Consider the following 25,236-nt stretch of genomic DNA (forward strand, 5'->3'; position numbering starts at 1 on the left):
AGAGTGAAAGAAAAAGGCTCAGACGCCCCTCTCCTCAAGTCTTACCTCAAGCTCCTCGATGTCCTGGCCGCGCATTGGTTCGCCTATCTCCTTGCTGATCTCGACGAGAACGTCAGGCTCGTCCCAGTGGTTGACGGCTTCAACGATAGCCTTCGCCATCTTCGGCGGGTTGGAGCTCTTGAAGATTCCAGAGCCGACGAAGACACCGTCCATTCCCATCTGCATCATCAACGCGGCATCGGCGGGGGTTGCGACACCTCCTGCCGCGAAGTTGACAACCGGAAGCCTTCCAAGCTTCTTTATCTCAAGGAGTATCTTGTAGAGCCCGTCAACGATCTCGCGGTAGGTGTAGTGGCCGTAGATCGGCTCGTTGTCGAGGACTCTCTGCGGAAGTCCAGCTATCTCCTTGACGTTGAGCGAGAGCCTGAGGTAGGGTTCCGCGAACTTTTCAGCAACGGCGTAGACCTGATCGTCGGTCATGGCCTGGATCTGCCTGATGCCCTCAGCCACGAGGCGGACGTGCCTGACGGCTTCAACTATGTTTCCGGTTCCGGCCTCGCCCTTGGTTCTGATCATAGCGGCGCCTTCCCATATTCTCCTGACGGCCTCACCGAGGTTTCTCGCACCGCAGACGAAGGGTACTGTGAACTCGCGCTTGTCTATGTGGAAGAACGGGTCTGAGGGAGTAAGAACCTCGCTCTCGTCTATCATGTCCACGCCAAGGGCCTCGAGTATCTTCGCCTCGGCGACGTGGCCAATCCTGACCTTCGCCATCACCGGAATGGTTACCGCGTCCATAATCTCCTGTATCTTCTCGATAGGAGCCATCCTGGCGACACCGCCGGCCTTCCTGATGTCAGCGGGAACGCGGTGGAGGGCCATGACGGAAACGGCTCCTGCCTCTTCGGCAATTCTCGCCTGCTCGGCGTTGGTGACGTCCATTATGACGCCGCCCTTCACCATCTTGGCGAATCCCCTCTTCAGCCTCTCGGTACCCTTAGCCTGAATAACGTCCAGCTTTCCCATATCCCACACCTCGGTTATGAGAATTCTAAACTCTATAATATAAGTCTTCCCTTAACGAACGGTGAGTGATGTCGAAAGATGTTTAAAAAGTATTGGCGAAGAGCGAAAAAGTTCATCAAAGCCTGCCAATTATCTCAAGGCTTACATCAAAGTTCTTGACCGAGTGCGTGAGATACCCAAGGCTGATGACGTCAACGTCGAGCTTCGCGTATTCAGTTATGTTCTCGGGGGTTATCCCACCGGAAACTTCTATTTTGACCTTCTCCCTCAGGCCTTCGCGCTTGAGGGCTTCGATAACCTCCGCTATTTCAGCAGGCTTCATGTTGTCGAGCATTACCACATCGGCCCCTGCTCTCGCTGCTTTCAGGGCATCTTCAAGGCTCTCGACCTCAACCTCGACAACCTTGTAGACGGAGAACTCCTTGGCGCGTTTTATAGCCTCTTCAAGGGGAACTAAGGCAAGGTGGTTGTCCTTTATGAGTATCGCGTCGCTGAGAGAGAAGCGATGAGTCTCTCCGCCTCCAATGAGGAGTGCACGCTTGTCTATGGGTTTGAGGAGGGTCTTTCTCGTCCCGGCGACTCTGACTTTGGGGTTCACGCTCTTGACTTTCTCCACGAGCTTCCTGACCTCAGTTGCAATTCCGCTCATCCTCCCCATTACGTTCAGGGCGGTCCTCTCCACCAGGAGAATCGCCCTCGCGTTGCCCTCAAGCTCGAGTATAACGTCTCTCTTCCCAACTAACTCTCCGTCCCGTTTTTTAACCTCTACTTTGACCCCAAAGTGTTCGAAAAGCGCTTTGGCCTCTTCCACGCCGGCTATGACACCATTCTGCTTTGCTATGATGACTGCCCTTGCCTTCATATCTTCAGGAATCACGGCCTCACTTGTGACGTCTCCAAAGGGCGCGTCTTCCTCGATGAACCTGAGCAGATACTCGAGCGGAACCATCACTCTCACCAGTTCTCACTCTAGTTCTCTCTTTATTTTGTTTTCTGATTTTGCCTTAATCACTGCCATTTTCCCTTCGGAGGGGATACTTTTTTATTTACTTGTGACAAAGTTAAACGGTGGGCCACCATGATAAAGAAAGCCGTCATCCCCATAGGTGGAGACGCCACGAGGCTCCGCCCTCTCACGATAGAGACTTCTAAGGGCTTGGTCAGGCTTTTGAACAAGCCCATTCTGGAGCACTCCATTCTCAGTCTCGCGAAGGACGGAATTGAGGAGGTCTACCTTGGGGTTAGGGGCTATGTGAACTACACGACGCTCTTTGACTACTTTCGAGAGGGCTACTGGCTGCAGAAGAAATATGGCCTTGAAAAAGAAATTAGAATCCGCTACATGCCGCGCTATGAGAGCACCACCAACGGCGACGCTGTCTGGTACACAATGGAGTACTACGGGATAAAAGAACCTGTGGTAGTTATCCAGGGCGACAACATCTACCAGCTCAACATCCAGGACATGTACAAGTGGCACAGGAAGAAAAACGCCTTCATGACGATTGCCCTCCAGCCGGTTGAAGACGTCACAGGCTTTGGTGTGGCAAAGATAGACGATGACTACCGGATTGAATACTTCGTCGAGAAGCCAAGGCCGGAGCAGGCACCCAGCAACCTCGCCAACACAGGGATTTACATCCTCTCTGAGAACTTCTGGGAGTTCCTCAACGAGGGATGGGCAAAGGAGATGAAGGAAACTCGGAGGCTGGACTTTGGAGGTGACATAATCCCTGCCCTCATAGAGCACGGCTACGAGGTTTACGGCTATCCGATGGAGGGCTACTGGTTTGACGTAGGTACGCCTGAGAGGTATCTCAACGCCGCCATGTACCTGCTCCGTCACCTTTCACCCGAGGATATGGAGGCCGTTGAAATAACCCACGACGTTTACATGCAGGGCAAATCGGAGATGTCCGAAGACCTCCGGAGGAAGTTCCGGGAGATGATAAAGACTGGGAAGCTCATCGTGGAGGGTAAGGTGCTCCTGGGCAGGCACATCAGCATCGGAAAGGGGACTGCACTTGAGGACGCTGTTATAGACAACTACACGATCGTTGGGAGGAACTGCGAGATCCTCCACTCCGTTGTCATGGACAGGGTGAAGCTCGGAGACAACGTTAGGATAGTGAACTCCATAATAGGTCGCCACGTCGAGATTGGGAACAACGTGAGAATCGTAAACTCCGTAATCGGCGACAACGCCGTCATAGAGGACAACGTGAGGATGTACAACGTCAAAATCTGGCCACACGAGTTCGTGGAGAGGGGGGCAACGCTTGAGCACTACACCGTTAGGACGGGTGTGCCGAGAAGATGATTAAGATTGGAGTAAAGCCAGTCTTATTAGTGGCGTATTCCTTTTTCGTCTTTCTTGTTGAGGCATCCCTCGGAATCCACAGGAAGGTCGCTGACCTCTACCTGACTACCCAAAGGGTTGGCGGGATCCCCTGCGTTAAGTTTTACTGCGTTACCTCCACCTGGATTCTCGCCCTAGCCATTTTGATAGCCCCTCTCCTCCTCGGCTATCTCCTCCTTGAGCGCTACGAAGCCCTGAGAGAGCACGCGAAGAGCCACTTGCTTTTCGGTCTCCTCCTCGTCCCGGTCGGCCTCTGCAAGACTCTTTATGCTGGAGGCTTTGTAACGATGCTCTACTTCCTCTCCCTCGCAACCGACCTGTCGTATCTCCTTCAGCAAGACTACTACGAAAAACGCCTTCACGAGCTCGCTCTGGTTGTCTTCACGTGGTTTTTAACCACATCGGCACTGATGCTCAAGCCCTGGGTGTGCTGAGGGACTTGCATCCCCAGCTTTGACTCTCAATCGAAAGGTATTAATTTCTGGTACTCAAACTAACTTCGGTGGGACGATGCACTACGAAGAAGTTGAGGTTCTCCTTCAAAGATCAGAGGACTACATGGAGCTTGCTGATTCTGCTTTTGATGAAGAGAAGTACGACGCCGCGATTTTTCTGACAGAACAAGCGATTCAGTTTTACCTCAAAGCCCTTCTGATTAAATACGCTGACGTGAGACTCAGAACTCACTCGGTAAGGGAGCTTCTGGCGGCCCTTGGGAAAGCCCTTGAAGCGGAAGAGAAGGTAGCTGACTTCATAAGGTCGCACCGGAGCCTTCTCAGAGAGCTTGAGGATGCATACATAGGGGCGAGGTATGAGCCGCGGCGCTACTACCGCGAGGACGCGGAGGAGCTTATGGAGTTCGTGAGGGAAGTTAGGGACTTCGTGGAGGGTCTAGCGGATGAGTTCGAAAGGAAGAGCCATTGAGGCAATGATCGAGCGCGGGAGGAAGAGGTACCTAATGATAAAGAACTACAAGCGCTACCTTCCAGCGATAAAGAGGGCTTGCGAGGAAGTCTTTGGTAAGTGCGAGCTCTACGTCTTTGGCAGCGTCCTGACCGGGAAGTTCACCGCTGGGAGTGACGTTGATCTGATGATAAAGGTTCAAAAAGTCCCAAAAAGCCTCCGCGAGAGGGCTGAACTTGAGGCGAGGATCGAAGAGCTCGCAGGCCTGCCCGATTATCACCCCTTTGAATTCCACATCGTTGATGAAGAGGGATTCGAGCGGTACGTAAAACTGCTGAAAGCCGAGCTGAAAAAAGTGGAATGAAGCAAAACTTAAGGTCTTCCTCTCTTCTTTGCGATCCACAGGAGGAACAATCCAGCCACTATGAATCCAGCAAGGCTTGCACCGTAGGGCAGCGTGGGGTGAATGCTCGCAAGGAAACCGGCTGTGATCGGAGTTATGAGTCCAAGAACTTTCCGGTAGCTCGAAAGGGCCGCATGGAACTCTGTTGTCCTCTCCTTTGGAATGAGCTTGAAGAGCCACGAGCGGTAGAACGGGAACCAGAGCGCGTTGCCGAAGTCTCCGATGGCGTAAACGACCAGGGCGAGCCAGAAAGGTGGGGCAAGGGCCATCACGAAGGCGTAGAGGGCGTTTAGGAACATTCCCAAAGCTATCGCGTGGAAGCCCTTATTCTTTGGAACCCTCTCGCTGGCGTATGTGCCTGCTATTCTAAGAAGACTGCTCGCAACCGCTATCAGCGTTATCTCGAAGACCGTCTTGTGAAGAACGAAGACGACGTAGTTTATGAGGACGAACTCAGGAGCTAGCCCCCACGCCAGCGTTAATAGCGTTTCAAATGCAAGGAGGCGCTTAAACTCACCCGCTTTGAACGTGAACCCCTCCGGGGTTATCCTCTCCTCCTTGCCCACAGGGGGCAGGAAGAGCCAGAGGTAAGCGACAGTTACAACCGAGAAGAGGCCGAAGAAGAGGAAGGTCAGGCGGTAGTGCTCCGGCCTATTGTACACATATCCGAGGAGGTAGCCCATTATCGGAAAGCTCACCAAAGTAGCTATCTCGGGCAATCTTAGATGCCAGGCGAATATCTCCTCGTATTTGTCCTCAGGGTAGATTATCTGCTCGTAGGCCTGGTAGAGAGGGTATAACAGAGTGGAAAGCTTGTCGATCACCTTGCCGCCGAAGAGCATCAGCGGCGCTATCGCTCCCTTGGCGAGGCCGTACATGACGTAGGCTATTCCATCGAGGATGTCTATCACTATGAGGCCCTTTTTGATATCCCAGCGGTTGAAGAGCCTGCCGAAGAGGTAGGTGAGCGGGATCGAGGCGATGTTCACTATCGTGAAGAACACCCCGACCTCAAGGATGGAGTAGCCCGTCATCATAAGGTAGAGCGGGAAGAGAGTCCACGTTATTAGTCCCGGGGCTATGAGGGTGTGGTAGATCATATAGGCCTTGGCTTCCCTGGGAATTTCGCTCCAGCGCATAAAGAACCCTCCGAAGGCCTAAAGTGTCGTGCTTTGAGTGAAAAAACTTTAAATAATTTTCGGCGGGAGTAACGATGGTGCCATGGATGGAAGAAAGGTGGGACTTTGACTCGTGGGCGGAGAGCTATGACGAGGACGTTATGAGCGACGGCTGGATACACAGCGATTATGAGAGAGTCCTTCGGCTTGTCGCGGAGAGGGCTAAGGGAGTGGTCGTTGATGTGGGCTGTGGCACGGGCAACATCCTCCGCTTCCTCCGCTGTGAGCGCTACATCGGCGTCGAGCCCTCGGAGGGGATGCGGAAGGCTTTTCGCGAGAAGTGGGGCTTTGAGCCCATTGACGGCCACTTTCTCGAAATCCCTCTTCCGGAGGGGAGCGCGGATACAGTGGTGAGCACCTACGCCTTCCACCACGTTCCTGACGAGGAGAAGGGGGAAGCGATAAGGGAAATGCTCCGCGTGCTGAGACCGGGAGGGATCCTAATCATAGCCGACGTCATGTTTGAGTCGGAAGACGAGAAAAGGCGCATAGGCGAGGAGGACGGCATACTGGAAGAGGTTCTGGAAGAGTACTTCGCGACCCTCGACCACTTGGGGGCGATTTTTGAAAGGCTGGGGGTATATTGGGAGGCCGAGAGGGTGAACAGGTACGTCTGGGTGGTGGCGGTGGAAAAGCACTCCAACCTGCTCACCCCTGACCACAACCCCTAAATGGTTGAGCACCCAACTAACGAACATGCCCGACGAAGACCTAGCCAGGGAAGTCCAGGAGCTCAGGGAGGCCCTTGAAACGCTGAGGAAGAGCTTCGAGATAGTCTCCCAGATGGCCCAGTCCTACCTCCGGCTCCTCAACCTCTACGCGGAATACGGCGGGCTTAGCATAGACGTTGTTATTCCAGAGATAAAGCATGACCCGATAGCGAGGGAGATTGTGAAGATTCTCTTCGACCTGAGGAGGGCAAACGTGAGCCAAATAGCGCGGGAGCTCAAGGGGAGGCGTGGAAAGGCCTCGCGGAACACAGTCAGGGCAAAGCTTGAGGAGCTGGAGGAGCTGGGCGTCGTTAGAGAGGTGTCCTCCGAGGACAACAGAGGCAGGATATATACCCTCTCCCGCGATGTGGTCAGGAAGTGGTTAGAGCTGATCGGAATGCCGATTAGGTTTGAGCACGCTAATGATTATTGAGGTGATTGGTATGGTGAACGCGGAGAAGATTGAGAGGTTGATTGACGAGATCGTTGAGGAGATGAGGAACGCCAAGACACCGGAGGAGCTCGAAGCCCTCCAAAGGAAGGTGGAGATGCTCGAAGACCTCATAGAGGCCGTCGAGGGCGACAAGGACATCGAGAAAGCAGCAATTCTGATGGACAAGATCGGTCCCATAATGGAGGACATAATAGAGCCTATAAAGGAGCTCCTCAAGGAGCTATATAACCCTGAGAAGATGGCGGCAATGGGGAAGAGCGTCGCCGATTTCTACAAGAACCTCGTCGAGGCGGGAATGGACAAGGAGGCTGCTCTTGAGCTGACGAAGGAGTACATGGCCAGCATAAACGTCGTCAAGACCCTGACTGAGACCTTCGCAAACATGATGGCAAGCAAGGGCGGCAACGTGAGCGTTAACATCCCCCTCGGCCACAAGAAGGTCAGGGAAATAGAGATCGAGGAAGAGGAGGAGAAGGAGGAGTGAGCTTAGTCAGCTCTCTCCTTAAGCTTCTCTTTTTACATATTCCAAGGTCTCTATTCCAAATTGCGGGGTTAGTTAGGATTGTCCGCAGGGGAAGGAGGGCCTTTAGAAAGGCTTTGAAGAAGGAAGGCCTACCAGAAGAGGTTGTGGATGCTCTCACGGAGGAATTTTTCGTTGAGGTTGACTGGAAAGGGATGATTTTTAGAAAAGAAAGAGACTAAGTAAGGTCTTTTCTGAACACCAGCACGTTCGGCTCGTCGGTCTCGTCCCATAGGGACAGACCGAGCCGCTTGAGGCCGGGTAAAACTTCCCTCATGCTCGCAGGGAGCATGAGGTCAAAGGCTTCGTCCCTATCCTTCGCGACCCACGCCATAGCTGGAAGCATTGCCTTTATACAACCAAGCCCGAAGGAGAGCGGCGTGAACGTGGCCCTTCCTTTCTCAACCAGGAACTTGAAGCCGGCTATCTCGTAAACCTCGGCCTTCCTTCTCACCCACTCAAGGGCCTCCTCGCCCCACTCGGGGTAAGGGTCTATGAGGGCAACACTCACGAAGCCTTTCTTCTCGTAAAACCGCCTCGTCTCATCGTAGGGCCGGTAGGGAGGTCGCCAGAAGTCTTGGCGACGAGGACTTCAAAGCCCCACTCTCTTGCCAGGCTCTCGACGAACTTCAGGAGGGTGGAGCCAATATCTTCCTCCGGTGTTCCCTCTTTACGGCCATCCAGAGGATTTCGAGGGCCTTCTCGTTGGTGGGCTTTACCGTTATGGAGCCTAGAACGTTTCCGTTTTCAGCAGTCAGGTAAGTCTCCTCCTTCCTAAGGTCGCGTTCGATGAACCACTCCGGAAGGCCTTTCGCTATCTCGATGCATGCTTGCATCTATGTTTCCGTTTCGAAGGGGTTTGATTCTCATACCTGCATCTCACTTATGGTTCTCAGAAAGAGTTATAACTGCAGGTTAGTATTATTAAAACATGCCATTTAGCCCTTTCCACTCAGCTATGGAAATTACGCTCAATACTTCTCTGAATCAGGGTTAGTTTGGGGGAGGTGTTTCTGTTGATAGTTCTTGAGAACCTGTTTCACCGCTATGATTCGACCGTTGCTCTTAATCGAGTTAACCTAGAGGTTTTGGAAAAGGACAACATATTCTGCTTGATGGGTCCCAATGGTGCTGGAAAGACGACTTTGGTCAGGATACTCTCCACACAGCTGAAGCCGACAAGTGGAAAAGCTTATGTTTTAGGTTTTGACGTCATCAAAGAAGCTAATGAAATTAGAAAAAGGATAGCAATTCTACCCCAAGAGGCAAGACCCCTAAACGAAGCCACGCCATGGGAAATGGTCTATTGGTACTTGGTTTCAAGGGGAGAAAGCTTTTCCGAGGCAAAGAGGAGGACGGAGAGTGTTTTAAAAGAACTTAATCTGTGGGAATATAAAGATAAACCATGTCTCAGCCTGTCTGGAGGACTAAAGAGGAGAGTTCTCTTAGCTTTGACAGTTGCAACAAGTGCTGAGCTCATCTTCCTCGATGAACCCACTTTAGGATTGGATCCACTCTCAAAGCGTGAAACTTGGAGGCTGATTTCAGAGCTTAGGGAAGAAACATTCTTCTTTGTGACAACGAACGTCGGTTTAGAAGCAGAAAGTCTGGCCAAAACAGTTGCAATAATCAACAGAGGACGAATAATAGCCAAGGGGAATCCTGAGGAACTAAAAGGGGAGACTTACAAGCACAAGCTAATTTTCACAGACGATGTGCAGATTAAAGGGGCCATAAAGTTTGGGGACAAGAAAATTCTATACTTCAACGAATTTGATGAAATACATGAAATTTTGCGAAAATTAAACTCCTATTCAATTCAGCCAACGGATTTGGAAGATGTTTTTATAGCTTTTTTGGAGGGAGAGCGGAATGAAAGCTAGAGCTATAATTTCAATAGCCTATCTAAACATTACGGGACTTTTAAGAAGCCCCCTCTGGATTGTTCCACAAATTTTAACGCCGATAGCAATGGTTTTGATCCTGTTCATCTTTGGTGGAAAGGATTTAGCATTATACGCTTTGGTCGGTGCTCTGGTTGCTTTGACAGTATCAACGAGTATAAGCCTGTCCCGATTAGTGGTCTTACTCAAGTTTATAGGCTTTCAGGATATTTTTGTTGCCTCCCCCGTGAGCCCTGTAGAATACATGCTTGGCTTGGCTCTTTCACGGCTTTTGGGTGCTTTGCCATCGCTGTTAATCTTCATGGGAGTCTTAGCTTATTTGGGGGTTTTAACATTCTCGAATTTGGCTTTTGTAGTTGGAATTATAATATTTTCATGGCTTTTATCCTCTCTGCTGGCTTTCACGATATCGACAAACATCAAAAATGTTGTCCACGTTGATGCGCTATCAAGCTTGCTCTCAATGACTTTGGTTTTAATTCCTCCCGTTTATTATCCACTGAGCAGATTACCGGCCATATTCCAAAAGCTGGCTTTATTGATTCCAACGACATACATCGCTGAACTTATGAGGATTGTCTTTGGACTATCAAACTCCAGTGCTTCACTCTATGCAACCGGGGCAGCAATATACACACTTGCTTTCTTTGCACTGGTAGCAAAAAACATGAAATGGAGGGAGTGAATTAGGCCATTATCTTTGTGTAACTTTTATTCAAAGCGCCTCCTGAACACCAGTACATTGGGCTCTTTGGGGTTATCCCAGACCTCAAAGCCAAGCTCTTTTAGGGGTTCAAGCAATTCCTTCCTTTCTTCGGGCACCATAATTTCAATGTATTTTTGATTCGCGTTCAAAGCTTCTTGTGCCATGCAGGGGAGTAGTTGTTCTACATATGACTTTGAAAGGCGAAACGGTACAAAAGCACTCTCAGAGTCTTTGGGCATCATGAACTTGGCTCCATTGCATTCTTTGATAATAGCTTTCTCTTTGAGCCATTCTAAAGCTTCCGGGACTTTATGAACGAACTTCCATCCTACAGGAATATATTTCTCGTATTCAAGCTCTTCTAAAGAGGCTATTGTGCTGTCGGATGGCTTTGAAGGTTTAATTTCTTCTACAGCTTTCCCCATAATGTAGTAGCGCTTCACAATCTTGAATCCATTCTTCTTGGCCATTGCTATGCTCTCCCTGTTGAGGAAGTAGGTCGCGAACTCAAGGGCGTCTATCTTGCCTTCCTCTGCCAGCTCCTTTCCTTTTGAGACTATGAAGTTGTGGAGCATTCTTCCAAAGCCCCTGCCGCGGTAGTCAGGGTGTACCCTTAACCCTTCCATCCAGCCGACTCTCTTGGGCAGGAGGGTGAGCTTCGCCGTCCCGATTACCTTTCCTTCGAGCTCAAGGACGTAGAAGTTCCCGTCTCTGACCCACTCGTCGAAAACGCGCGCAAGGTAATCCTCCCCGCCCCAAGTAAGGCGCGCTATCTCCTCGATGAAGGGTTTATCCTCGGGTTTAGCCTCGCGGATGATGGGTTCCATTGTGGTTCACCTGATAGGACTTATCCCGCTTCAGGTTTTAGAGCTTTGGGCTTCTCTTCCACTCTTCTCGAATTAACTCGTAAAACAGCTCGTCCACGTATTTCCCATCGCTTCAGCCAAGGCCTGCCACTCTTCCCTCATTATGTCATAGAACAATACATCAACGTACCCCTCCGGCGTCCACGCATGTTTCCTTAATTTTCCCGTCAGCTTGAATCCGTTCTTCTCAAGAACCTTTATTGAGGCGGCGTTGTTCTCATAGGTTCTCGCAAAGACCTTGCGCAGGTTCATGTATTGAAAGCAAAATCTCAAGGCCAGCTTTACGGCCTCACTCGCGTAGCCTTTCCCCCAGTGTTCTTTTCCGATGAAATAACCTATCTCTGCCGTTCCGTTCCTGAGGTCTATCCCGCTCAAGATAACTGTCCCAACAAGTTCGCCATCATCATTAAGTACTGCAAAGGCCCTCTTGGTTAGCTTTTTAGCCGTCAGATTCTCGTACCACCTCATCCACTCTTCAAGCGTTGAAACATCGGATGGATCGGCGAGACTTTTGGCGACCTCTCTGTCGTTATTCCATTCCCATATTTTCTGAACGTCCTCCTTGATAATCACACCTAAGGCGACTTTCTCCCCCTTAAGGATGATGGGCCTCATAGCCATCCCCACGGTTACAACGCAAAAGAGTTTTTAAAAAGTTTTCATGCAAAGTTATTTTGGAGATGTGGGATGGAACGGTGGAGAAGGGGCGTTAGTTTGACACTGATTTCAGCTTACTAGGTGGTTCAAGATGAACATTCTAAAGCTCTACTATGAAGAGGCCCTCAGAACGTTTCGGGAATCGGGAGGGGGCGAGGAAGATTTCTACTGGCTCGTCGGCAGCTTACTAGCCAGATATCCCTCCTATAGAGAAGAGCTGGAGATCAGAAAGAGGCTCATGGAGATGATAACCGATGAAGTTAAGGGGAAGGTTCTCGACGTCGGCTGCGGGACTGGAGTTCTAACGTTCAAGATGGCCTTAAAAAACGGGGTTGAGATGGTCGTTGGCGTTGATAGGAAAGAGGAGGTAATCGAGTTCTGCAACCGCTTGGGGGATAGAGTTACGAAAAATGCCAAGTTCGTTCAGGGAAACTTTTTGGAAATGGGCCTTGATGAAAAGTTCGACTCCGTCGTGTTCTCGTACGTTCTGCACGACTTTGAGCCGGAGCCGTTTCTTGAGAGGGCCCTCGAAGTGCTCGAAGAAGGAGGGCGCGTCATCGTTGGGGACTTCGACATTAACGACCTGAGGAAGAGAATAAGGGAATTCGCAAGATGGAAGGGGGTGAAAATAGTCAAGGGCGTTACCGTTGGCCGGGCGGAGAGCCACGGCGATCTACGGGAGGCGTTTTTGATGGTTGTTGAGAGGTTGTGAGTTGAGACTTTGCAGCCATCACGGGAGTTAATGGTATCGATCGCCCAATAGTTGGCCACTTCAGAAGGCTTTCTAGATGTATGAGTTTGTGTCTGGCTTTCGATGTTGAACGGGGAAAAGATGTGAGCTAGTCTCCGCTTTCCTCCAGGTGGTGCAGCTTTAGATGCTCTCCCAGGAATCCCAGAACTTCTCCAGCCTTGAAGCCGGCACCGAGCACCAGCAGAGCTATTGCGAACATCAGTCTGGCCCCAGACAGACCCAGCTTGTCCACAGCAAAGCCGTAGACGGCATAGAAAACCGCCATCACCAATCCGGCGAGCATCCTGTCGAGGGAAAGGATGGTTGCCCTCTTCTCGCTCGGTATCCTGTGCTGGAACTCCACGTTCAGGTTGAAGCCGAAAGCCGCCGTTATGATGGTGAGGGCTATTCCAAGGGCGACTATCCAGAGAGGGTTGGTGTAAACCACGGAGAGAACCGTTAACAGTGGGAGGAGAACTGGGGCGAGGGAGTAGGCTTTCCTGCTCCAGGAGTCGCGGAGGCGGACGCCGATGAGCCTTGGAACCGTCCTGACTGTGACCTCGACGACACCGAGAAGTCCTAAAGTGCCCATGAGTGTTGTCCCGAGGCTTTTGGCCAGTACCCCTCCAAGGTAGGGCTCGAAGAACTTCCTGAACTGATTGGTTTGCATGCCAACGATTATAGATAGCAAAACCAGCCAGAAGAGCCTCGGCTGGAAGAGCTCCCTTAGTGAAGAGAGAGTGTGACCTAGGTAATTTCTCTCCGTTTTCTTGAACTCGTACTCCGGGATCGAGAGGATGAGGACTACCGCCAAAAGCTCAACTATGAGGCCCAGGACGATGGGCAGGGTGAAGCCGTAGAACTGCGCCAGAAAAGCCCCCACAACGAGGGTTGTCGCAGAGAGAGGAATCGTTATGCTTTTAGCTTCGCGCATAACCTTTCTGTATTCCCTCTCCCTCCCTATGTGCTTCAGGTCGTCGAAGAGCCACGCCTCAAAGCTTCCACTGACGAAGGAGGCGCCCAGGGCGGATATGAGCGCATATAGGAGAAGCATGGGGAAGTTGTGAAGGAAGAGGAGAACAACACTTCCAAATGCATGGATGGTAAAGCCGAGGAGGACGCTCAGCTTCCTGCTTATTTTGTCGCCGACGACCCCAGTTGGAACCTCGAAGAGAAAGCCACCAAGAACCATCACCGAGGTCTCAAGGCCTATCTGGGCGTAGCTGAACCCCTTGGAGAGGAAGTAGATGACGAGCAAGTTACCGAGGAAGCCAGTGCTCATCAGGGCCATCAGGAGCTTAAACTTCTTGATTAAATCCATACTTAATCCCTCCAAACGTTTTAAAGCATGCAACTTTGTTTTCACCATTCGCCTATCGATTCAACCATCATAACAGTCTTCCCGTCCTCCTCTTTCACACCCGCAGCGAGGTCTTTGCCCAGAACCTCCACCCAGCCGCGCTCCCAGAGGGACTTTTTCCAGAGGACTTCCCCGTTTGGGCTGAGCTCCATAACGGAGGCCGTTCCTTCGACCTCTCCTCCGACGAGAAGGCCATCTCCAAGCGGAAGGGGTGAGGTGGCGGCGCCGTTTGGAAGGGTTACTTCCCACTCCTTGCTCCAGACCCAGAGGTCATTTTCCTTGTAGCCGGCGAGGATAAGTTTGTCGTTCCAGAGGGCAGCGGTGAGCGCTATTCCTTCTTCCGTTATTGTTGCCCTATCCAGAAAGTTCCCGTCGGAATCAAAGTCAAAGGCGACGACTTTCCAGCGCTCCTCTTTAACGCTCCCGATGAGCCTCGGCCTTTCTCTGGAGAGAAGGGATGCCGTGACAACCTCCTCCCAGTTGCCAAAGTCCTTCAGCCACTCCAGCTCGCCCTCCATCGAGAACTTTCCAGAGAAAAAGCCCATGTTCCTGGGCCGTCCCGTGTCGCCGGCTATGAAAATTGAATCCCCCGCGGGAAGGATGGAGTAGGTAGCCTCGTTGCCCCTTATCTCAATCTTCCTCTCCCAGAGGACGTTTAAATCCTCATCGAGCCTCGCAACGTAGGCCTTCCACCCAACACCGCCGTCGGACGTTGCTTTCCCCTCGGCGGCACCCCCTATCATGTAGCCTCCCTCTATCCTCGCTATCGAATGCCCCTCCCAGTCGTTTTTTCCACTCAAGAAGTGAGTTTCGAGGATTTCTTCGCCCATAACTCTGGCCAGCAGGATTTTATAGTTCCTTCCGTCGTGGACGCTCCCGATGAGCAGGTCATCCACCAGAGCGACTGGAACTGTCTCAAAGCCGAAGGAATACCTCTTCATTTGAAGTCCTCCCGTTTAGCTAACCGTTTTTAAAGATAAAAGTTTTAAGGTTTTTGTGGGCGGTAGTAATTGTGTGGTCATAATGGGAAAGAACAGCTTCAACAGTGGAATCCTCACCCTCCTCGTGGTAATCATGATAATCCTCGCCTTTGTTCCTGCCTACTTCATCGGATACCTCTACTTTGGCCTGGTGGTCGTTTATCTTGCCATCCTCTACGTTGTCGAGAGGAGAGGGCACAGGAAGCTCTCTATGGTGATTTCCTACCTCTTTGGCCTTGTTGTGGTGTACCTCGTCATGAAAAAAGCCGAAAAGTGGGATGTCAGGCTTTTCACTTTGGTAGCGGTTCTGGGCGCGCTTTCACTCATCAGGAGGGTGAAGAATGAGGGTAGCACTAATCCCGATGCAGGTTGAGGACGGAAACTTCGGGGCCAACTGGAGGGAGTTCAAAAGGCGCTTTAATGAGGCCTTAGAGCACAGACCCGACTTCATCGTTTTTCCCGAGTACTGTCTGACTGGCTTCAGGGAATGGGACTTCAGCGGTGCAGAGCTCTACGACGAGATAACCGCAAGGGTGAGCGAGCTGGCGAGGAAAAACAACGTCTACGTCGTCTTTGGCCTGCTTGAGCCATACAAGAACTGCGTTTACAATTCCGCCTTACTCATCGGGCGGAACGGCGAAGTCCTCCTCAAGCACCGCAAGTTCCAGGAACCTTACAAGTTCTGCACGGGCAACACGGTTAGGACTGCCAGAACGGAGTTCGGGAAGGTTGCCATTATCATCTGCGGCGACCTCTACAACAGGCGCATAGCCAAGTGGGTGAGGAGGAAAAGGCCAGATTTTCTCTTCGTGCCCATGGAGTATTCGCCCGAATACGGAGAACCAAACGAAGAGGACATCGCGGCCATGTCGGAGCGCGTCGGACTCCTAGGGGTTAAGACTTTCATCGTGAACAGCTTTCCGCCCGGCGGTGCATGGGTCTTTGATGGAGACGGGACGCTAATCGGTGAGAGCAGGGGAGAGGAGCTCCTCCTCTGGGAGGGGCAACCCTAAAATACCCCCACTCCAACTTTTTTCGGTGGTTCCCATGGAGCTCTACGACGTTGATGAGTTCTGGAAGTTCGACCTCCGCGTCGGGCTGGTTAAGAGGGCCGAGAAGCTGAAGCGTACGAGGAAGCTCATAAAGCTCGATGTGGACTTTGGGGGCGAGGAGAGGACGGTAATAACGGGCATAGCCGACCAGTACTCCCCGGAGGAGCTCGAGGGTAAGAAGTTCGTTTTCGTCCTCAACCTCAAGCCGAAAAAGTTGAGCGGTGTTGAGAGTCAGGGGATGCTCATAGTTGCGGAAACCGAGGACGGTAAGGTCTACCTCCTGCCGGTTCCGGAAGAGGTACCGGTCGGGACGAGGGTGTGGTGAATGCTCTTCGGAATTCCAGAATCCAAAAACCCGAACCTCCTGCTCCTTGGAATCCGCTGGGACGGCTCTTCCTCCTACAGAAAGGGCGCGAGGGACGGCCCAAAGGCCATAAGGGAGGCAACATCAAGCGAGCTATACAACAGCTACACAGAGAATCTCGTCAACCTTGCGGAGAGATGGCGGTACAGAGACCTTGGCGACGTGGAGGGGAAATCCTTCGCGGAGGTTCTTGAGAGGGTGAGGAAGCTCGTGGGGGAGAACTACAGTGGTGAGAGGTTTCTCTTCCTCGGCGGCGACCACTCCATAACCTACGCCACCTTCAGGGCCCTCAGGGAGGCGAGCGGGAAAGAGTTTGGGCTGATATACTTCGACGCCCACCCCGACCTCTATCCCCATTATGAGGGCGACCCCTACTCCCACGCCTGCCCCGTGAGGCGCCTCGTGGAGGAGGGCTGGGTTAGGGGCGAAAACGTTGTTCAGGTGGGGATAAGGGCCCCAACTCCTGAACAGCTTGACTTCGCTGAGAGAGAAGGCATACTGATTTACTCCGCCTCGGAAGTGTGGAAGGGGGCCGAGGTGGAGGTTCCCTTCGAGAGGGCCTACCTCTCCTTCGACCTCGACGTCCTCGACCCGGCGTTTGCCCCCGGCGTTGGAAACCCGGAGCCTGGAGGCCTCAGCACGAGGGAGCTCATTGAGCTCATAAAAAGCATTGACGCCGAGGTTGTGGCCTTCGACGTGGTAGAGCTCAACCCGCGCTATGACGTGAGCAACGTAACGGCCTTCGCAGCTGCTAAGATAATCAGAGAAGTCCTCGGGAGGTGAGAGGATGTGGCCCTCCGCGAAGTTCATTGATGGGAGAGTGGCATTTTCGCGGATGCCGGCGGAGAGGGAGCTCGACGAAGTGGCTAGAGACTTTGACGCAGTGGTTGTCCTCGTTGAAGATTACGAGCTCCCCTATTCCCTCGACGAGTGGGAAAAGAGAGGCGTAGAAGTCCTTCACGGCCCCATTCCAGACTTCACGGCTCCAAGCGTTGAGCAGCTCCTCGAAATCCTCCGGTGGATCGAAGAGCGAGTTAGAGAAGGCAAGAAAGTTCTAATCCACTGCATGGGCGGCCTGGGAAGGAGCGGAACGGTGGGGGTTGCGTGGCTCATGTACTCGAGGGGTCTTTCTCTCCGCGAGGCCCTCATGGAAGTCAGGAGAAAGAGACCTGGAGCGGTTGAAACACAGGAGCAGATGGAGGTTTTGAAGGAGCTTGAGGAGAGAATCTAACGCCTGGATTTTTGCTTTTGTGGACAGCCTTTCCTGGCGACAGGTTTATATACTTTCACCATCACCCGGCCCCGGTGAGTACCATGGTAGAGAGAAGCATTAAATCCCGGGTTTTATCTATGGGCGCATCACTGCTTTTCAAGGTGACTTACTGCCATCATCTCTTCTGAAGATGTCCCTGGCCTAAAGGTTAGTGCAGACTTTTTCGGGGGGTGTTCTTCTTGAGGTACACACTCCGGGACTATTTGAGGCTAGCCGAGATTGGGAACCGGCTCAGAGGGGTCTTCGACCTCTGGAACTACCGCGAAATAGTGTTTCCCGCAGTAGAGGAGTACTCTGAGTCAATAAGGAAGGGAACGAAGTTCGCCCACAACAACGAGTTTTACGTGATATGCCCAGACGCCACGTCCAGGATAATAAGGGATTTCAACAACGGGGAAGCGAGGATCTACTACATAAGCGAGGTTCTCGATGGAGAAATCCACGGGGTCTGGGAGGCTGGAGTGGAGCTGATCGGCGGCAGAGAGCCGGATATGTACGTTGAGGTCCCGAGCGTTCTGATAACTGCCCTCGAATCACTCGGAATCGAGGACTTCTACATAGACGTTGGGAGCGTTAAGGTCTGGGAGGAGGCAACGAGGGGCATTGAACCCTTCAGGGAAGAAGTCAGGAGGGCCCTTTTAACCAGAAACTTCGGGATCATAGAATCCCTGCCGATATCCGCGGGCAGGAAAAGGGCTTTGTGGAGACTCTTCAACTTCAGGGGGAAGAGGTCGGGCGTCGAAAAGCTCGACGCGATAGCGGAGCTCCTCGGCGATGAGAGGGTTTTCCTGGACTTCGGGACCGTGAGGCCGCTCCCCTACTACACAGACGTCATCTTTGAGGTCTATTCTCCGAGGCTCGGGAAGCCCCTTGGCGGCGGCGGGGAGTACCTGGTGGGGAATAAAAAGGCCATAGGCTTTGCCCTCGACTTAGGAGCCCTCTTGAAGCTCTACAGGGGGCGGGAAAGGAAGAGGCAGGTGCTCACGGGAGAGCCTGGGGAAGTCTACAGGAGGGCCAGGGAGCTCGTGAAAATGGGCATTCCCGTGGAGGTGAGGCCATGAGGTTCGTTCTCCCGAAAGGAAGGCTCCTAAAGCCCAGCATAGAGTTCCTGAGGAAAGCTGGAGTTGAGCTGGAGCTCCCGAACGGGAGGGAGCTTGTTTCGGCCGATGGTAGGGTTCTCCTCGCGAGGGCCTTCGACGTTCCCGTTTACGTCGAACACGGGGTTGAGGTGGGGATAGCTGGCAGCGACGTGGTTTTGGAGAGGGGGAGCGACGTTTTCATTCCCCTGGAACTGCCCTTCGGAAAGTGCAGGATAAGCGTGGCCGTTCCCGGGGAGAGGAAAAGGTATCCTGAGGACATGGACTGCTTCAGGATAGCCACGAAATACCCACGGATAGCAAGCTCTTATTTCGACTCGATTGGCGTTGACGTTGAGGTTATGAAGCTCCACGGGAGCGTTGAGCTCTCCGTCAGGACGGGGATAGCCGATGCCATAGTTGACATCGTCGAGACCGGCCAGACGCTGAGGGAGAACGGCCTCGTCGAGGTTGCCAAGGTTATGGACGTTTCCGCGCTCCTTCTCGTCAACAGGATAGCGCAGAAGGTTCTGTTCGATGAGATAAACGAGCTTGTGATGAAGCTTAGGGGGGTTTTGGATGAAGGGGCTTGAAGAATACGTTAGGGAAATCCTGGAGGACATCAGGAGAAGGGGCCTTGAGGCCCTGAGGGAGTACTCGGAAAGGTTCGACAACTACTCGGGCCCGTTCAGGGTTTCGGAGGGGGAGTTCGAGGAGGCAGAGGAACTCGTGCCAGAGGAGGACAAGAGGGTAATCGAGGAGACGATGGAGCGCCTCTGGGAGTACCACGCGAGGCAGTTCAGGGATGTAGAGCTCTACATCAAGAGGGGCTCTCTCTACGGCCTTATATATCGCCCGATAGGGAGGATAGGGATATACGTTCCCGGGGGAAAGCCGCTCCCGTCGACGCTCATGATGGTCGGGATTCCAGCCAGAATAGCCGGGGTCAGGGAGATAGCAGTCACGACGCCGCCCAAAGACGGGAAGGTGAACCCCTACGTTCTCTACGTGGCAAAACTGCTCGGGATCGAGGAGGTCTACAAGCTCGGCGGGGTGGGGGCAATAGCGGCGATGGCCTACGGGGTTGGCATGAGGAGGGTTGACAAGATATTCGGGCCCGGGAACAGGTTCGTCAACGAGGCCAAGAGGCAGGTGTTCGGCATTGTTGGAATAGACAGCCTCGCAGGGCCTTCTGAGATAGCCGTGATAGCCGATGAGAGTGCAGATAAGGATTACGTGCTCGCCGATCTCCTCAGTCAGCTCGAGCACGGGAAGGACAGTAAGGCATGGCTCCTGACCACCTCCAGGGAGCTCGCAGATTACTGCTCAAGGGAGGGGATAGAGGTTCTCCTATGCAGGAACCTGGAGGAATGCGCCGAGAAGGCCAACGAGATAGCCCCCGAGCACCTTGAGATAATAACCGAAAACCCTGAGGAGCTCGTTGACCTCATCGAGAACGCTGGAGCCATCTACCTCGGCCCCTACACTCCCGTCCCAGCAGCCGACTACTTCCTCGGCGTTAACCACGTCCTCCCAACAGGAGGAGCGGCCAGGTTCAGCGGGGTTCTGACGGTGATGGACTTCATGAAGCCCATAACCCTCGCGAGGGTGAGCAGGGAGGAGTTTTTGGCCTACAGAAGGCTCGGGATGAGGCTGGCTGAGATAGAGGGAATGGAAGCCCACAGGAGGAGCCTGGAGGTGAGGAGATGAAGAGCAGCCCTTGCCTCGCAAGCGCTGGCGGAAATGGTTGGGACTATCTGATTGAAGAATCTATCCGGAGGGCCCTGCCATGAGGAGGACTACGAAGGAGACCGATATAGAGGTTGAGCTTGACGTCGAGGGAACCGTAGAGACGGGCGATCCAGTCCTGAATCACCTCCTGATGGCCCTCTTCCACTACATGGGAAGGAATGCCCGGGTTAAAGCGAACTACGACCTCAGGCACCACCTCTGGGAGGACGTGGGGATAACCCTGGGGCTGGAGCTGAGGGAGAAGCTCCCAGGGAAGTTCGCCCGCTTCGGGAGCGCTGTAATGCCGATGGACGACGCGCTCATTCTGGTTGCCCTTGACATCTCTGGGAGGCCCTACCTGAACCTTGAGCTCTTCCCGCTGGAGGAAGAGGAGGGATTCAGCGTAACACTCGTCAGGGAGTTCCTCTGGGGGCTGGCGCGCTCGCTCAGGGCAACGATACACGTCAAACAGCTTGGGGGAGTAAACGCGCACCACATAATAGAGGCCGCCTTCAAAGGGCTAGGAATAGCCCTCGCCCAGGCTATAGCGGAGAGCGAAAGGCTGGAGAGCACCAAGGGGGTCCTGGAATGATAGCCGTAGTTGACCTCGGGATAGGGAACCTCGCCAACGTGAGGAAGGCCCTCGGAGGGGTGATCACGAGCGACCCCTACGCGATAGAGGGGGCCGAGAAGATAGTCCTCCCGGGGGTCGGGAACTTCGGGGCGGTGATGGAAAAGCTGGAACCGCTCAGGGGAGTTATAATCGATGCGATAAACGACGGAAAGCCCCTGCTGGGTATCTGCCTCGGCCTCCAGCTTCTCTTCGAGGGGAGCGAGGAGAGCCCCGGAAAGCCTGGTCTGGGGGTCTTCAGGGGAAATGTCGTGCGCTTCCAGGGCGTTAGGGTGCCCCACATCGGCTGGAACCAGGTGTGGCAGAGGAAGGAGTGCCCGCTCTTCGAGGGCATAAAGGACGGTGCCTACTTCTACTTCGTCCACTCCTACTATGCTCTCCCCGAGGAGGACGTAACGGTGGGAGTGACGGACTACGAGTCGAAGGGGGCCAAGGTGGTCTTCACCTCGGCCGTCTGCAGGGACAACGTTTACGCCGTCCAGTTCCACCCCGAGAAGAGCGGGAGGAACGGGCTGAGGCTTTTGGAGAACTTCAGGAGGCTGTGAGATGGAGGTTTATCCTGCTATAGACCTGATGAAAGGAAGGGCCGTGAGGCTCTACAGGGGGAGGAGGGAGAGCGTTAAGGTCTATGGAGATCCAGTGAAGATCGCCCAGGGCTTTTCGGAGCTCGTGGACAAGATCCACGTCGTTGACCTCGACGGGGCGTTCGAGGGGCGGCCTAGGAACCTCGAAGTGGTGGAGAGGATAATCGAGGAGACCGGCCTGAGGGTTCAGGTCGGGGGAGGCTTCAGAACCTACGAAGCCGTGGGGAGGGCTTACGAGGTCGGCGTGGAGAACGTCATACTCGGCACGAAGGCCCTCGATACGGCTTTCCTCGAAAGGCTCACCGATGAGTTCGGCGGGATAACCGTAAGTCTGGACGTCAAAGACGGAAGGATAGCGGTGAAGGGCTGGGTCGAGGAGGGCTCGATAAAAGTGAGAGATGCCTTCGAGATCCTCAGGAACTACGTGAACCGCTTTGTGTACACTTCCATCGAAAGGGACGGTACTCTGACTGGAGTTGACGAGATAGGGCGCTTCTGGGGGGACGAGGAGTTCATATACGCTGGTGGAGTTTCCAGCGCTGAGGACATCGTTAGGCTTGCCGAGAGGGGCTTTTCTGGGGTTATTGTGGGGAAGGCCCTTTATGAGGGAGTTGTTAAGCTGGAAGACCTCCTGGAGGTGGCCAAATGCTTGCGAAGAGGATAATAGCGGCCCTGGACATAAGGGCGGGAAGGGTGGTCAAGGGGATAAAGTTCAGGAACATCCGGGATGCGGGCGATCCCGTTGAGCTGGCAAGGAGGTACGAGAGCGAGGGGATAGACGAGATAGTCTTCCTTGACATAACGGCATCGCACGAGAAGAGGGGGATCCTCTTAGACCTCGTTGAGAGGGTCGCCGAGGAGATATACGTCCCCTTCACCGTTGGCGGCGGAATCAAGAGCGCCGAGGAAGCGGGGGAGATAATCAAGCGAGGAGCTGATAAGGTCTTTGTGAACACTGCAGCGGTCGAGAGGCCCGAGCTGGTGGGGGAGATAGCCGAGCTCGTAGGGAGCGCGAACCTCGTGGTTGCCATAGACGCCAAGTGGAACGGCTCCTTCTGGGAGGTCTACACCCACGGAGGGAGGAAACCGCGGGGAATCGACGCGGTTGAGTGGGCCAGGAAGGTGGAGGAGCTGGGGGCCGGAGAGATACTCCTGACGAGCATGGACACCGACGGGACGAAGGAGGGCTTCGACATCCCGCTGACGCGGGCGGTGGCGAATGCCGTTGATATACCCGTCATAGCCTCCGGGGGAGCCGGAAGGCCGGAGCACTTCTACGAGGCCTTCAAGGCTGGAGCGGAGGCGGCATTAGCCGCTTCGATATTCCACTACGGAGAATACACGGTCGGTCAGCTTAAGGGGTTCCTGGCCGAGAGGGGGATTCCAGTTAGACTGGACTACTGAGGTGGGAGCATGAGCATCGAGGAGCTGGTAGAGAAGGTTGACTGGGAAAAGAACGGAGGGGTCGTTCCCGTTGTTGTCCAGGACACGGAGGGGGAGGTACTAACCCTCGCCTACATGGACAGAGAAGCGCTGAGGAGAACGCTCGAGACGGGCTACGCCCACTACTACTCCCGCTCCCAGGGAAGGGTGAGGATGAAGGGGGAGGTGAGCGGAAACCTCCAGGTCGTCAGGGAGATAAGGGTAGACTGCGACAGCGACGCCCTTCTCCTGAAGGTCGAGCCCAAAGGCCCGGCCTGCCACACGGGGAACTACTCCTGCTTTTACCGAAAGCTCGGGGAGCCCGAGAGGGTTCTCCCGATGGATTACTCGCTCACAATCCTCAGGGAGCTCGAGGAGCTGATAAGGAAGAGGAAGGAAAGCCCCGTCGAGGGTTCTTACACGTCGAGGCTCTTCAGGGAGGGCAGGGAGAGGATATACAAGAAGTTCGGGGAGGAGGCAGTTGAGGTTCTCGTGGCGGAAAACAGGGAGGCCTTGATCTACGAAACTGCAGACATGCTGTACCACCTCCTCGTTCTCCTGGCCTACAACGATGTTTCCCTCGGGGAGGTCATGGCCGAGCTCAGGAGGCGGCGGAAATGATAAGGAATGAGGTAAAGGCCTTCAAGCCCTACCGCGTCATAGAGGGGAACTACAGGATATGGCTGGACAAGAACGAGAGCCCCTACGACCTTCCCGAGGAGCTAAAGGAGGAGATATTTGAAGAGCTGAAGAGCGTTCCCTTCAACCGCTACCCCCACATAACCTCCATGCCGGCGAGGGAAGCGATAGGAGAGTTCTACGGGCTCCCGGCTGAAAACGTGGCCGTTGGGAAGGGAGGCGACGAGCTTATCGGCTATCTCGTCCGCCTCTTCGAGGGGGACTACATCGTAACCACTCCCCCCACCTTCGGGATGTACTCCTTCTACGCCAGGCTGAACGGGATTCCTGTGATTGAGGTGCCTCTGAGAGAGGACTTCACGATAGATGGAGATACCATAGCAGAGAAGGCGAAAAAAGCGTCGGCTGTCTTCATAGCATCGCCCAACAACCCGACCGGGAACCTCCAGCCGGTTGAGGAGGTCCTCAAAGTCCTGGAGACAGGGAAGGCCGTTGTGGTTGACGAGGCCTACGTCGAGTTCGCGGGGAAAGACCTCCTCGGCCTCCTGGATGAGTATCCCAACCTCGTCCTCCTGAGAACCTTCTCAAAGGCCTTCAGCTTAGCTGGAGCGAGGGTAGGCTACGCCCTCGCTAGCGAGGAGATAATTGAGGCACTCTACCGGATAAAGTCGCCCTTCAGCGTGGACATCTTCGCCCAGGCTGTCGTTAAAGTCGTGCTGAGGCACCCAGGGCTCTTCAGGGAGAGGATTAGGGAAATAGTGAGGGAGCGCGAGAGGGTGAGGAGATCGCTCGGAGAGCTGGCCTATCCGAGCGACGCCAACTTCCTCCTGGTTAAGGCGGACGCGCACTCCTTCCTCCTGGAGAGGGGAATAGTTGTGAGGAAGCTCTCGGGGAGGCTGAAGGGACACATAAGGGTCACGATAGGGAGGAGGGAGAACGACGCCTTCCTGAAGGCGATGGAGGAGTGGAAGGATGTGGCTGGTCTTTGACGTTGACGGGACGCTCATAGACGTGGGTGAAAGCTACGACATGGCAGTGAAGCTTACCGTCGAGTACCTCCTGGAGGAGCTTGGAAAGCCCTCGGAGGTTGAAATCGAGCTGGTAAGGGAGCTGAGGAGGAAGGGAGTCTTTGGAGACGACTTTAAGCTCAGCGAGGCCCTGGTGAGGGCGGTTTTCTCCGGCCTGAATGACTGGGAACAAATTCCAGAGGGAGTTGGGGTTGAGTACTTCAGGAGAAACTTCCCGCTTGGAATTGACCCGGGTCACGTTGAGAGGGTCTTCAACACCTTCTACCTGGGAGAGCTCTACGAGGACAGGCTCTTTGACTTCGAGGGCCTCTGGAGGCTTGAAAAGCCGCTCGTAGATGTCGAGCTCCTCCGGGAGGCGGGGGAGAGGTTCAAGCTGGGCGTTGTGACGGGGAGGAACAGACTGGAGATGGAGCTTGCAGAGAGGATCATCGGCTTCAGGTTTCCGAAGGTTGTGACGAGGGAAAGCGGTTTGAAGCCCGACCCCGAGCTCCTCCGATGCCTCGTAGGGGGTGAGGAGGGGGTTTACATCGGCGACACGGCAGGGGACGAGCTGTTCATCGAGAACTACAGGAAAAAATACGGGGACTTCGGCTTTCTGATGGTCGGAAGGGACGTGGAAAATGCGAACGAAGCGATAAAAATGTTTTTGGAGGAGGTTAAACGAGGGCCTTAACGCCCTC

Annotated in this window: 35 protein-coding genes; 26 read left to right on the forward strand and 9 right to left on the reverse strand. The window is 53.8% G+C overall.

Annotation, left to right across the window (positions count from 1 at the left end; translation table 11 throughout):
* Positions 1 to 18: 18 nt before the first annotated feature.
* Positions 19 to 1,026 carry a pyridoxal 5'-phosphate synthase lyase subunit PdxS gene (gene pdxS / locus TK_RS01065; protein WP_011249172.1) on the reverse strand — a complete coding sequence of 336 codons (1,008 nt, stop codon included), beginning with the start codon at positions 1,024 to 1,026 and terminating at the stop codon, positions 19 to 21.
* Between the two features lie 115 nt (positions 1,027 to 1,141).
* Positions 1,142 to 1,975: a carboxylating nicotinate-nucleotide diphosphorylase gene (nadC, locus tag TK_RS01070; protein ID WP_011249173.1), complete on the reverse strand. Its 834-nt coding sequence runs from the start codon at positions 1,973 to 1,975 to the stop codon at positions 1,142 to 1,144.
* A gap of 129 nt (positions 1,976 to 2,104) precedes the next feature.
* On the opposite strand from nadC, the gene TK_RS01075 reads away from it, so the two are divergent.
* From TK_RS01075 to TK_RS01090, 4 genes are all read left to right on the forward strand, one after another.
* Positions 2,105 to 3,346 carry a nucleotidyltransferase family protein gene (locus TK_RS01075; protein WP_011249174.1) on the forward strand — a complete coding sequence of 414 codons (1,242 nt, stop codon included), beginning with the start codon at positions 2,105 to 2,107 and terminating at the stop codon, positions 3,344 to 3,346.
* Positions 3,343 to 3,819 (forward strand): hypothetical protein, encoded by a 477-nt coding sequence (locus tag TK_RS01080; protein WP_011249175.1) that lies wholly within the window; start codon positions 3,343 to 3,345, stop codon positions 3,817 to 3,819. Before TK_RS01075 ends, TK_RS01080 begins: the two co-directional genes overlap by 4 nt.
* A gap of 76 nt (positions 3,820 to 3,895) precedes the next feature.
* Positions 3,896 to 4,309 carry a HEPN domain-containing protein gene (locus TK_RS01085; protein ID WP_011249176.1) on the forward strand — a complete coding sequence of 138 codons (414 nt, stop codon included), beginning with the start codon at positions 3,896 to 3,898 and terminating at the stop codon, positions 4,307 to 4,309.
* The gene (locus TK_RS01090) at positions 4,284 to 4,652 is read left to right on the forward strand and encodes a nucleotidyltransferase domain-containing protein (protein WP_011249177.1); all 369 of its coding nucleotides are present in this window, start codon (positions 4,284 to 4,286) and stop codon (positions 4,650 to 4,652) included. Before TK_RS01085 ends, TK_RS01090 begins: the two co-directional genes overlap by 26 nt.
* Before the next feature lie 8 nt (positions 4,653 to 4,660).
* Here TK_RS01090 and TK_RS01095 read toward each other — a convergent pair whose 3' ends face one another.
* Positions 4,661 to 5,830, reverse strand: coding sequence for an MFS transporter (locus TK_RS01095; RefSeq protein ID WP_011249178.1), 1,170 nt, complete (start codon positions 5,828 to 5,830; stop codon positions 4,661 to 4,663).
* Positions 5,831 to 5,916: 86 nt separating this feature from the next.
* On the opposite strand from TK_RS01095, the gene TK_RS01100 reads away from it, so the two are divergent.
* From TK_RS01100 to TK_RS01115, 4 genes are read left to right on the forward strand one after another with little or no spacing between them, the layout of a single operon-like run.
* Complete coding sequence (locus TK_RS01100; RefSeq protein ID WP_011249179.1) at positions 5,917 to 6,540, forward strand: class I SAM-dependent methyltransferase; 624 nt, start codon at positions 5,917 to 5,919, stop codon at positions 6,538 to 6,540.
* A 25-nt stretch (positions 6,541 to 6,565) separates the two neighbouring features.
* A complete protein-coding gene (locus TK_RS01105) occupies positions 6,566 to 7,012 on the forward strand; it encodes an ArsR family transcriptional regulator (protein WP_011249180.1) in 447 nt (148 codons plus the stop codon).
* A 10-nt stretch (positions 7,013 to 7,022) separates the two neighbouring features.
* Positions 7,023 to 7,517 (forward strand): hypothetical protein, encoded by a 495-nt coding sequence (locus TK_RS01110; RefSeq protein ID WP_011249181.1) that lies wholly within the window; start codon positions 7,023 to 7,025, stop codon positions 7,515 to 7,517.
* A complete protein-coding gene (locus tag TK_RS01115) occupies positions 7,514 to 7,735 on the forward strand; it encodes a hypothetical protein (protein ID WP_011249182.1) in 222 nt (73 codons plus the stop codon). Before TK_RS01110 ends, TK_RS01115 begins: the two co-directional genes overlap by 4 nt.
* On the opposite strand, the gene TK_RS12130 is transcribed toward TK_RS01115, so the two are convergent.
* Both TK_RS12130 and TK_RS12135 read right to left on the reverse strand, forming a co-directional pair.
* Positions 7,732 to 8,064 carry a hypothetical protein gene (locus TK_RS12130; protein ID WP_011249183.1) on the reverse strand — a complete coding sequence of 111 codons (333 nt, stop codon included), beginning with the start codon at positions 8,062 to 8,064 and terminating at the stop codon, positions 7,732 to 7,734. The two genes, TK_RS01115 and TK_RS12130, sit on opposite strands and share 4 nt — an antisense overlap.
* A 118-nt stretch (positions 8,065 to 8,182) precedes the next feature.
* Positions 8,183 to 8,389 (reverse strand): GNAT family N-acetyltransferase, encoded by a 207-nt coding sequence (locus TK_RS12135; protein ID WP_011249184.1) that lies wholly within the window; start codon positions 8,387 to 8,389, stop codon positions 8,183 to 8,185.
* Between the two features lie 180 nt (positions 8,390 to 8,569).
* Here TK_RS12135 and TK_RS01130 point away from each other — a divergent pair, with 180 nt between their 5' ends.
* Complete coding sequence (locus TK_RS01130; RefSeq protein WP_048053639.1) at positions 8,570 to 9,436, forward strand: ABC transporter ATP-binding protein; 867 nt, start codon at positions 8,570 to 8,572, stop codon at positions 9,434 to 9,436.
* Positions 9,426 to 10,142 (forward strand): ABC transporter permease, encoded by a 717-nt coding sequence (locus TK_RS01135; protein ID WP_011249186.1) that lies wholly within the window; start codon positions 9,426 to 9,428, stop codon positions 10,140 to 10,142. The genes TK_RS01130 and TK_RS01135 overlap by 11 nt, the downstream gene beginning before the upstream one ends.
* 26 nt (positions 10,143 to 10,168) lie before the next feature.
* On the opposite strand, the gene TK_RS01140 is transcribed toward TK_RS01135, so the two are convergent.
* Together TK_RS01140 and TK_RS01145 are read right to left on the reverse strand one after the other, a co-directional pair.
* Complete coding sequence (locus TK_RS01140; RefSeq protein ID WP_011249187.1) at positions 10,169 to 10,990, reverse strand: GNAT family N-acetyltransferase; 822 nt, start codon at positions 10,988 to 10,990, stop codon at positions 10,169 to 10,171.
* Between the two features lie 72 nt (positions 10,991 to 11,062).
* Complete coding sequence (locus TK_RS01145) at positions 11,063 to 11,650, reverse strand: GNAT family N-acetyltransferase (RefSeq protein ID WP_232500630.1); 588 nt, start codon at positions 11,648 to 11,650, stop codon at positions 11,063 to 11,065.
* Between the two features lie 127 nt (positions 11,651 to 11,777).
* Between TK_RS01145 and TK_RS01150 the strand changes: the two genes are divergently transcribed.
* Positions 11,778 to 12,398: a class I SAM-dependent methyltransferase gene (locus TK_RS01150; protein ID WP_011249189.1), complete on the forward strand. Its 621-nt coding sequence runs from the start codon at positions 11,778 to 11,780 to the stop codon at positions 12,396 to 12,398.
* Positions 12,399 to 12,525: 127 nt separating this feature from the next.
* On the opposite strand, the gene TK_RS01155 is transcribed toward TK_RS01150, so the two are convergent.
* A complete protein-coding gene (locus TK_RS01155; RefSeq protein ID WP_011249190.1) occupies positions 12,526 to 13,737 on the reverse strand; it encodes an MFS transporter in 1,212 nt (403 codons plus the stop codon).
* A 41-nt stretch (positions 13,738 to 13,778) separates the two neighbouring features.
* Entirely contained in the window at positions 13,779 to 14,717 is a 939-nt protein-coding gene (locus TK_RS01160; protein WP_011249191.1) for a hypothetical protein, read from the reverse strand.
* A gap of 73 nt (positions 14,718 to 14,790) precedes the next feature.
* On the opposite strand from TK_RS01160, the gene TK_RS01165 reads away from it, so the two are divergent.
* The 15 genes from TK_RS01165 (at position 14,791) to TK_RS01235 (ending at position 25,229) form a co-directional block, all read left to right on the forward strand.
* Entirely contained in the window at positions 14,791 to 15,129 is a 339-nt protein-coding gene (locus tag TK_RS01165) for a hypothetical protein (RefSeq protein WP_011249192.1), read from the forward strand.
* Positions 15,098 to 15,769, forward strand: coding sequence for a carbon-nitrogen hydrolase family protein (locus TK_RS01170; RefSeq protein ID WP_011249193.1), 672 nt, complete (start codon positions 15,098 to 15,100; stop codon positions 15,767 to 15,769). The genes TK_RS01165 and TK_RS01170 overlap by 32 nt, the downstream gene beginning before the upstream one ends.
* A 34-nt stretch (positions 15,770 to 15,803) precedes the next feature.
* Positions 15,804 to 16,133 carry a methionine--tRNA ligase subunit beta gene (gene metG, locus TK_RS01175; RefSeq protein WP_011249194.1) on the forward strand — a complete coding sequence of 110 codons (330 nt, stop codon included), beginning with the start codon at positions 15,804 to 15,806 and terminating at the stop codon, positions 16,131 to 16,133.
* Positions 16,134 to 16,955 carry an agmatinase gene (speB, locus tag TK_RS01180; RefSeq protein WP_011249195.1) on the forward strand — a complete coding sequence of 274 codons (822 nt, stop codon included), beginning with the start codon at positions 16,134 to 16,136 and terminating at the stop codon, positions 16,953 to 16,955.
* A gap of 4 nt (positions 16,956 to 16,959) precedes the next feature.
* On the forward strand, positions 16,960 to 17,403 hold the full coding sequence (locus TK_RS01185; RefSeq protein WP_011249196.1) for a protein-tyrosine phosphatase family protein: 444 nt from the start codon (positions 16,960 to 16,962) through the stop codon (positions 17,401 to 17,403).
* Between the two features lie 221 nt (positions 17,404 to 17,624).
* Positions 17,625 to 18,506, forward strand: coding sequence for an ATP phosphoribosyltransferase regulatory subunit (locus TK_RS01190; protein ID WP_011249197.1), 882 nt, complete (start codon positions 17,625 to 17,627; stop codon positions 18,504 to 18,506).
* Complete coding sequence (gene hisG, locus TK_RS01195; RefSeq protein ID WP_011249198.1) at positions 18,503 to 19,114, forward strand: ATP phosphoribosyltransferase; 612 nt, start codon at positions 18,503 to 18,505, stop codon at positions 19,112 to 19,114. Before TK_RS01190 ends, hisG begins: the two co-directional genes overlap by 4 nt.
* The gene (hisD, locus tag TK_RS01200) at positions 19,101 to 20,231 is read left to right on the forward strand and encodes a histidinol dehydrogenase (RefSeq protein ID WP_011249199.1); all 1,131 of its coding nucleotides are present in this window, start codon (positions 19,101 to 19,103) and stop codon (positions 20,229 to 20,231) included. The genes hisG and hisD overlap by 14 nt, the downstream gene beginning before the upstream one ends.
* Positions 20,232 to 20,310: 79 nt before the next feature.
* Positions 20,311 to 20,844 carry an imidazoleglycerol-phosphate dehydratase HisB gene (gene hisB / locus TK_RS01205; protein ID WP_011249200.1) on the forward strand — a complete coding sequence of 178 codons (534 nt, stop codon included), beginning with the start codon at positions 20,311 to 20,313 and terminating at the stop codon, positions 20,842 to 20,844.
* The gene (gene hisH / locus TK_RS01210) at positions 20,841 to 21,428 is read left to right on the forward strand and encodes an imidazole glycerol phosphate synthase subunit HisH (protein ID WP_011249201.1); all 588 of its coding nucleotides are present in this window, start codon (positions 20,841 to 20,843) and stop codon (positions 21,426 to 21,428) included. The genes hisB and hisH overlap by 4 nt, the downstream gene beginning before the upstream one ends.
* Position 21,429: 1 nt before the next feature.
* The gene (gene hisA, locus TK_RS01215) at positions 21,430 to 22,131 is read left to right on the forward strand and encodes a 1-(5-phosphoribosyl)-5-((5-phosphoribosylamino)methylideneamino)imidazole-4-carboxamide isomerase (protein WP_011249202.1); all 702 of its coding nucleotides are present in this window, start codon (positions 21,430 to 21,432) and stop codon (positions 22,129 to 22,131) included.
* On the forward strand, positions 22,113 to 22,871 hold the full coding sequence (hisF, locus tag TK_RS01220) for an imidazole glycerol phosphate synthase subunit HisF (RefSeq protein ID WP_011249203.1): 759 nt from the start codon (positions 22,113 to 22,115) through the stop codon (positions 22,869 to 22,871). Before hisA ends, hisF begins: the two co-directional genes overlap by 19 nt.
* A 9-nt stretch (positions 22,872 to 22,880) precedes the next feature.
* Entirely contained in the window at positions 22,881 to 23,510 is a 630-nt protein-coding gene (gene hisIE, locus TK_RS01225) for a bifunctional phosphoribosyl-AMP cyclohydrolase/phosphoribosyl-ATP diphosphatase HisIE (protein ID WP_011249204.1), read from the forward strand.
* Positions 23,507 to 24,517 carry a histidinol-phosphate transaminase gene (gene hisC / locus TK_RS01230; RefSeq protein ID WP_011249205.1) on the forward strand — a complete coding sequence of 337 codons (1,011 nt, stop codon included), beginning with the start codon at positions 23,507 to 23,509 and terminating at the stop codon, positions 24,515 to 24,517. Before hisIE ends, hisC begins: the two co-directional genes overlap by 4 nt.
* Positions 24,501 to 25,229: an HAD family hydrolase gene (locus tag TK_RS01235; RefSeq protein WP_011249206.1), complete on the forward strand. Its 729-nt coding sequence runs from the start codon at positions 24,501 to 24,503 to the stop codon at positions 25,227 to 25,229. The genes hisC and TK_RS01235 overlap by 17 nt, the downstream gene beginning before the upstream one ends.
* Positions 25,230 to 25,236 lie beyond the last annotated feature (7 nt).

The sequence above is a fragment of the Thermococcus kodakarensis KOD1 genome (genome assembly GCF_000009965.1).
GTDB lineage: Archaea > Methanobacteriota_B > Thermococci > Thermococcales > Thermococcaceae > Thermococcus > Thermococcus kodakarensis.

Bases quoted from the DNA above. Each gene is read 5' to 3' on its own strand.
- pdxS (WP_011249172.1), bottom strand. From the start codon at position 1,026: ATGGGAAAGCTGGACGTTATTCAGGCTAAGGGTACCGAGAGGCTGAAG.
- nadC (WP_011249173.1), bottom strand. From the start codon at position 1,975: ATGGTTCCGCTCGAGTATCTGCTCAGGTTCATCGAGGAAGACGCGCCC.
- TK_RS01075 (WP_011249174.1), top strand. From the start codon at position 2,105: ATGATAAAGAAAGCCGTCATCCCCATAGGTGGAGACGCCACGAGGCTC.
- TK_RS01080 (WP_011249175.1), top strand. From the start codon at position 3,343: ATGATTAAGATTGGAGTAAAGCCAGTCTTATTAGTGGCGTATTCCTTT.
- TK_RS01085 (WP_011249176.1), top strand. From the start codon at position 3,896: ATGCACTACGAAGAAGTTGAGGTTCTCCTTCAAAGATCAGAGGACTAC.
- TK_RS01090 (WP_011249177.1), top strand. From the start codon at position 4,284: ATGAGTTCGAAAGGAAGAGCCATTGAGGCAATGATCGAGCGCGGGAGG.
- TK_RS01095 (WP_011249178.1), bottom strand. From the start codon at position 5,830: ATGCGCTGGAGCGAAATTCCCAGGGAAGCCAAGGCCTATATGATCTAC.
- TK_RS01100 (WP_011249179.1), top strand. From the start codon at position 5,917: ATGGAAGAAAGGTGGGACTTTGACTCGTGGGCGGAGAGCTATGACGAG.
- TK_RS01105 (WP_011249180.1), top strand. From the start codon at position 6,566: ATGCCCGACGAAGACCTAGCCAGGGAAGTCCAGGAGCTCAGGGAGGCC.
- TK_RS01110 (WP_011249181.1), top strand. From the start codon at position 7,023: ATGGTGAACGCGGAGAAGATTGAGAGGTTGATTGACGAGATCGTTGAG.
- TK_RS12135 (WP_011249184.1), bottom strand. From the start codon at position 8,389: ATGCAAGCATGCATCGAGATAGCGAAAGGCCTTCCGGAGTGGTTCATC.
- TK_RS01135 (WP_011249186.1), top strand. From the start codon at position 9,426: ATGAAAGCTAGAGCTATAATTTCAATAGCCTATCTAAACATTACGGGA.
- TK_RS01140 (WP_011249187.1), bottom strand. From the start codon at position 10,990: ATGGAACCCATCATCCGCGAGGCTAAACCCGAGGATAAACCCTTCATC.
- TK_RS01145 (WP_232500630.1), bottom strand. From the start codon at position 11,650: ATGGCTATGAGGCCCATCATCCTTAAGGGGGAGAAAGTCGCCTTAGGT.
- TK_RS01150 (WP_011249189.1), top strand. From the start codon at position 11,778: ATGAACATTCTAAAGCTCTACTATGAAGAGGCCCTCAGAACGTTTCGG.
- TK_RS01155 (WP_011249190.1), bottom strand. From the start codon at position 13,737: ATGGATTTAATCAAGAAGTTTAAGCTCCTGATGGCCCTGATGAGCACT.
- TK_RS01160 (WP_011249191.1), bottom strand. From the start codon at position 14,717: ATGAAGAGGTATTCCTTCGGCTTTGAGACAGTTCCAGTCGCTCTGGTG.
- TK_RS01170 (WP_011249193.1), top strand. From the start codon at position 15,098: ATGAGGGTAGCACTAATCCCGATGCAGGTTGAGGACGGAAACTTCGGG.
- metG (WP_011249194.1), top strand. From the start codon at position 15,804: ATGGAGCTCTACGACGTTGATGAGTTCTGGAAGTTCGACCTCCGCGTC.
- speB (WP_011249195.1), top strand. From the start codon at position 16,134: ATGCTCTTCGGAATTCCAGAATCCAAAAACCCGAACCTCCTGCTCCTT.
- TK_RS01185 (WP_011249196.1), top strand. From the start codon at position 16,960: ATGTGGCCCTCCGCGAAGTTCATTGATGGGAGAGTGGCATTTTCGCGG.
- hisG (WP_011249198.1), top strand. From the start codon at position 18,503: ATGAGGTTCGTTCTCCCGAAAGGAAGGCTCCTAAAGCCCAGCATAGAG.
- hisD (WP_011249199.1), top strand. From the start codon at position 19,101: ATGAAGGGGCTTGAAGAATACGTTAGGGAAATCCTGGAGGACATCAGG.
- hisB (WP_011249200.1), top strand. From the start codon at position 20,311: ATGAGGAGGACTACGAAGGAGACCGATATAGAGGTTGAGCTTGACGTC.
- hisH (WP_011249201.1), top strand. From the start codon at position 20,841: ATGATAGCCGTAGTTGACCTCGGGATAGGGAACCTCGCCAACGTGAGG.
- hisA (WP_011249202.1), top strand. From the start codon at position 21,430: ATGGAGGTTTATCCTGCTATAGACCTGATGAAAGGAAGGGCCGTGAGG.
- hisF (WP_011249203.1), top strand. From the start codon at position 22,113: ATGCTTGCGAAGAGGATAATAGCGGCCCTGGACATAAGGGCGGGAAGG.
- hisIE (WP_011249204.1), top strand. From the start codon at position 22,881: ATGAGCATCGAGGAGCTGGTAGAGAAGGTTGACTGGGAAAAGAACGGA.
- hisC (WP_011249205.1), top strand. From the start codon at position 23,507: ATGATAAGGAATGAGGTAAAGGCCTTCAAGCCCTACCGCGTCATAGAG.
- TK_RS01235 (WP_011249206.1), top strand. From the start codon at position 24,501: ATGTGGCTGGTCTTTGACGTTGACGGGACGCTCATAGACGTGGGTGAA.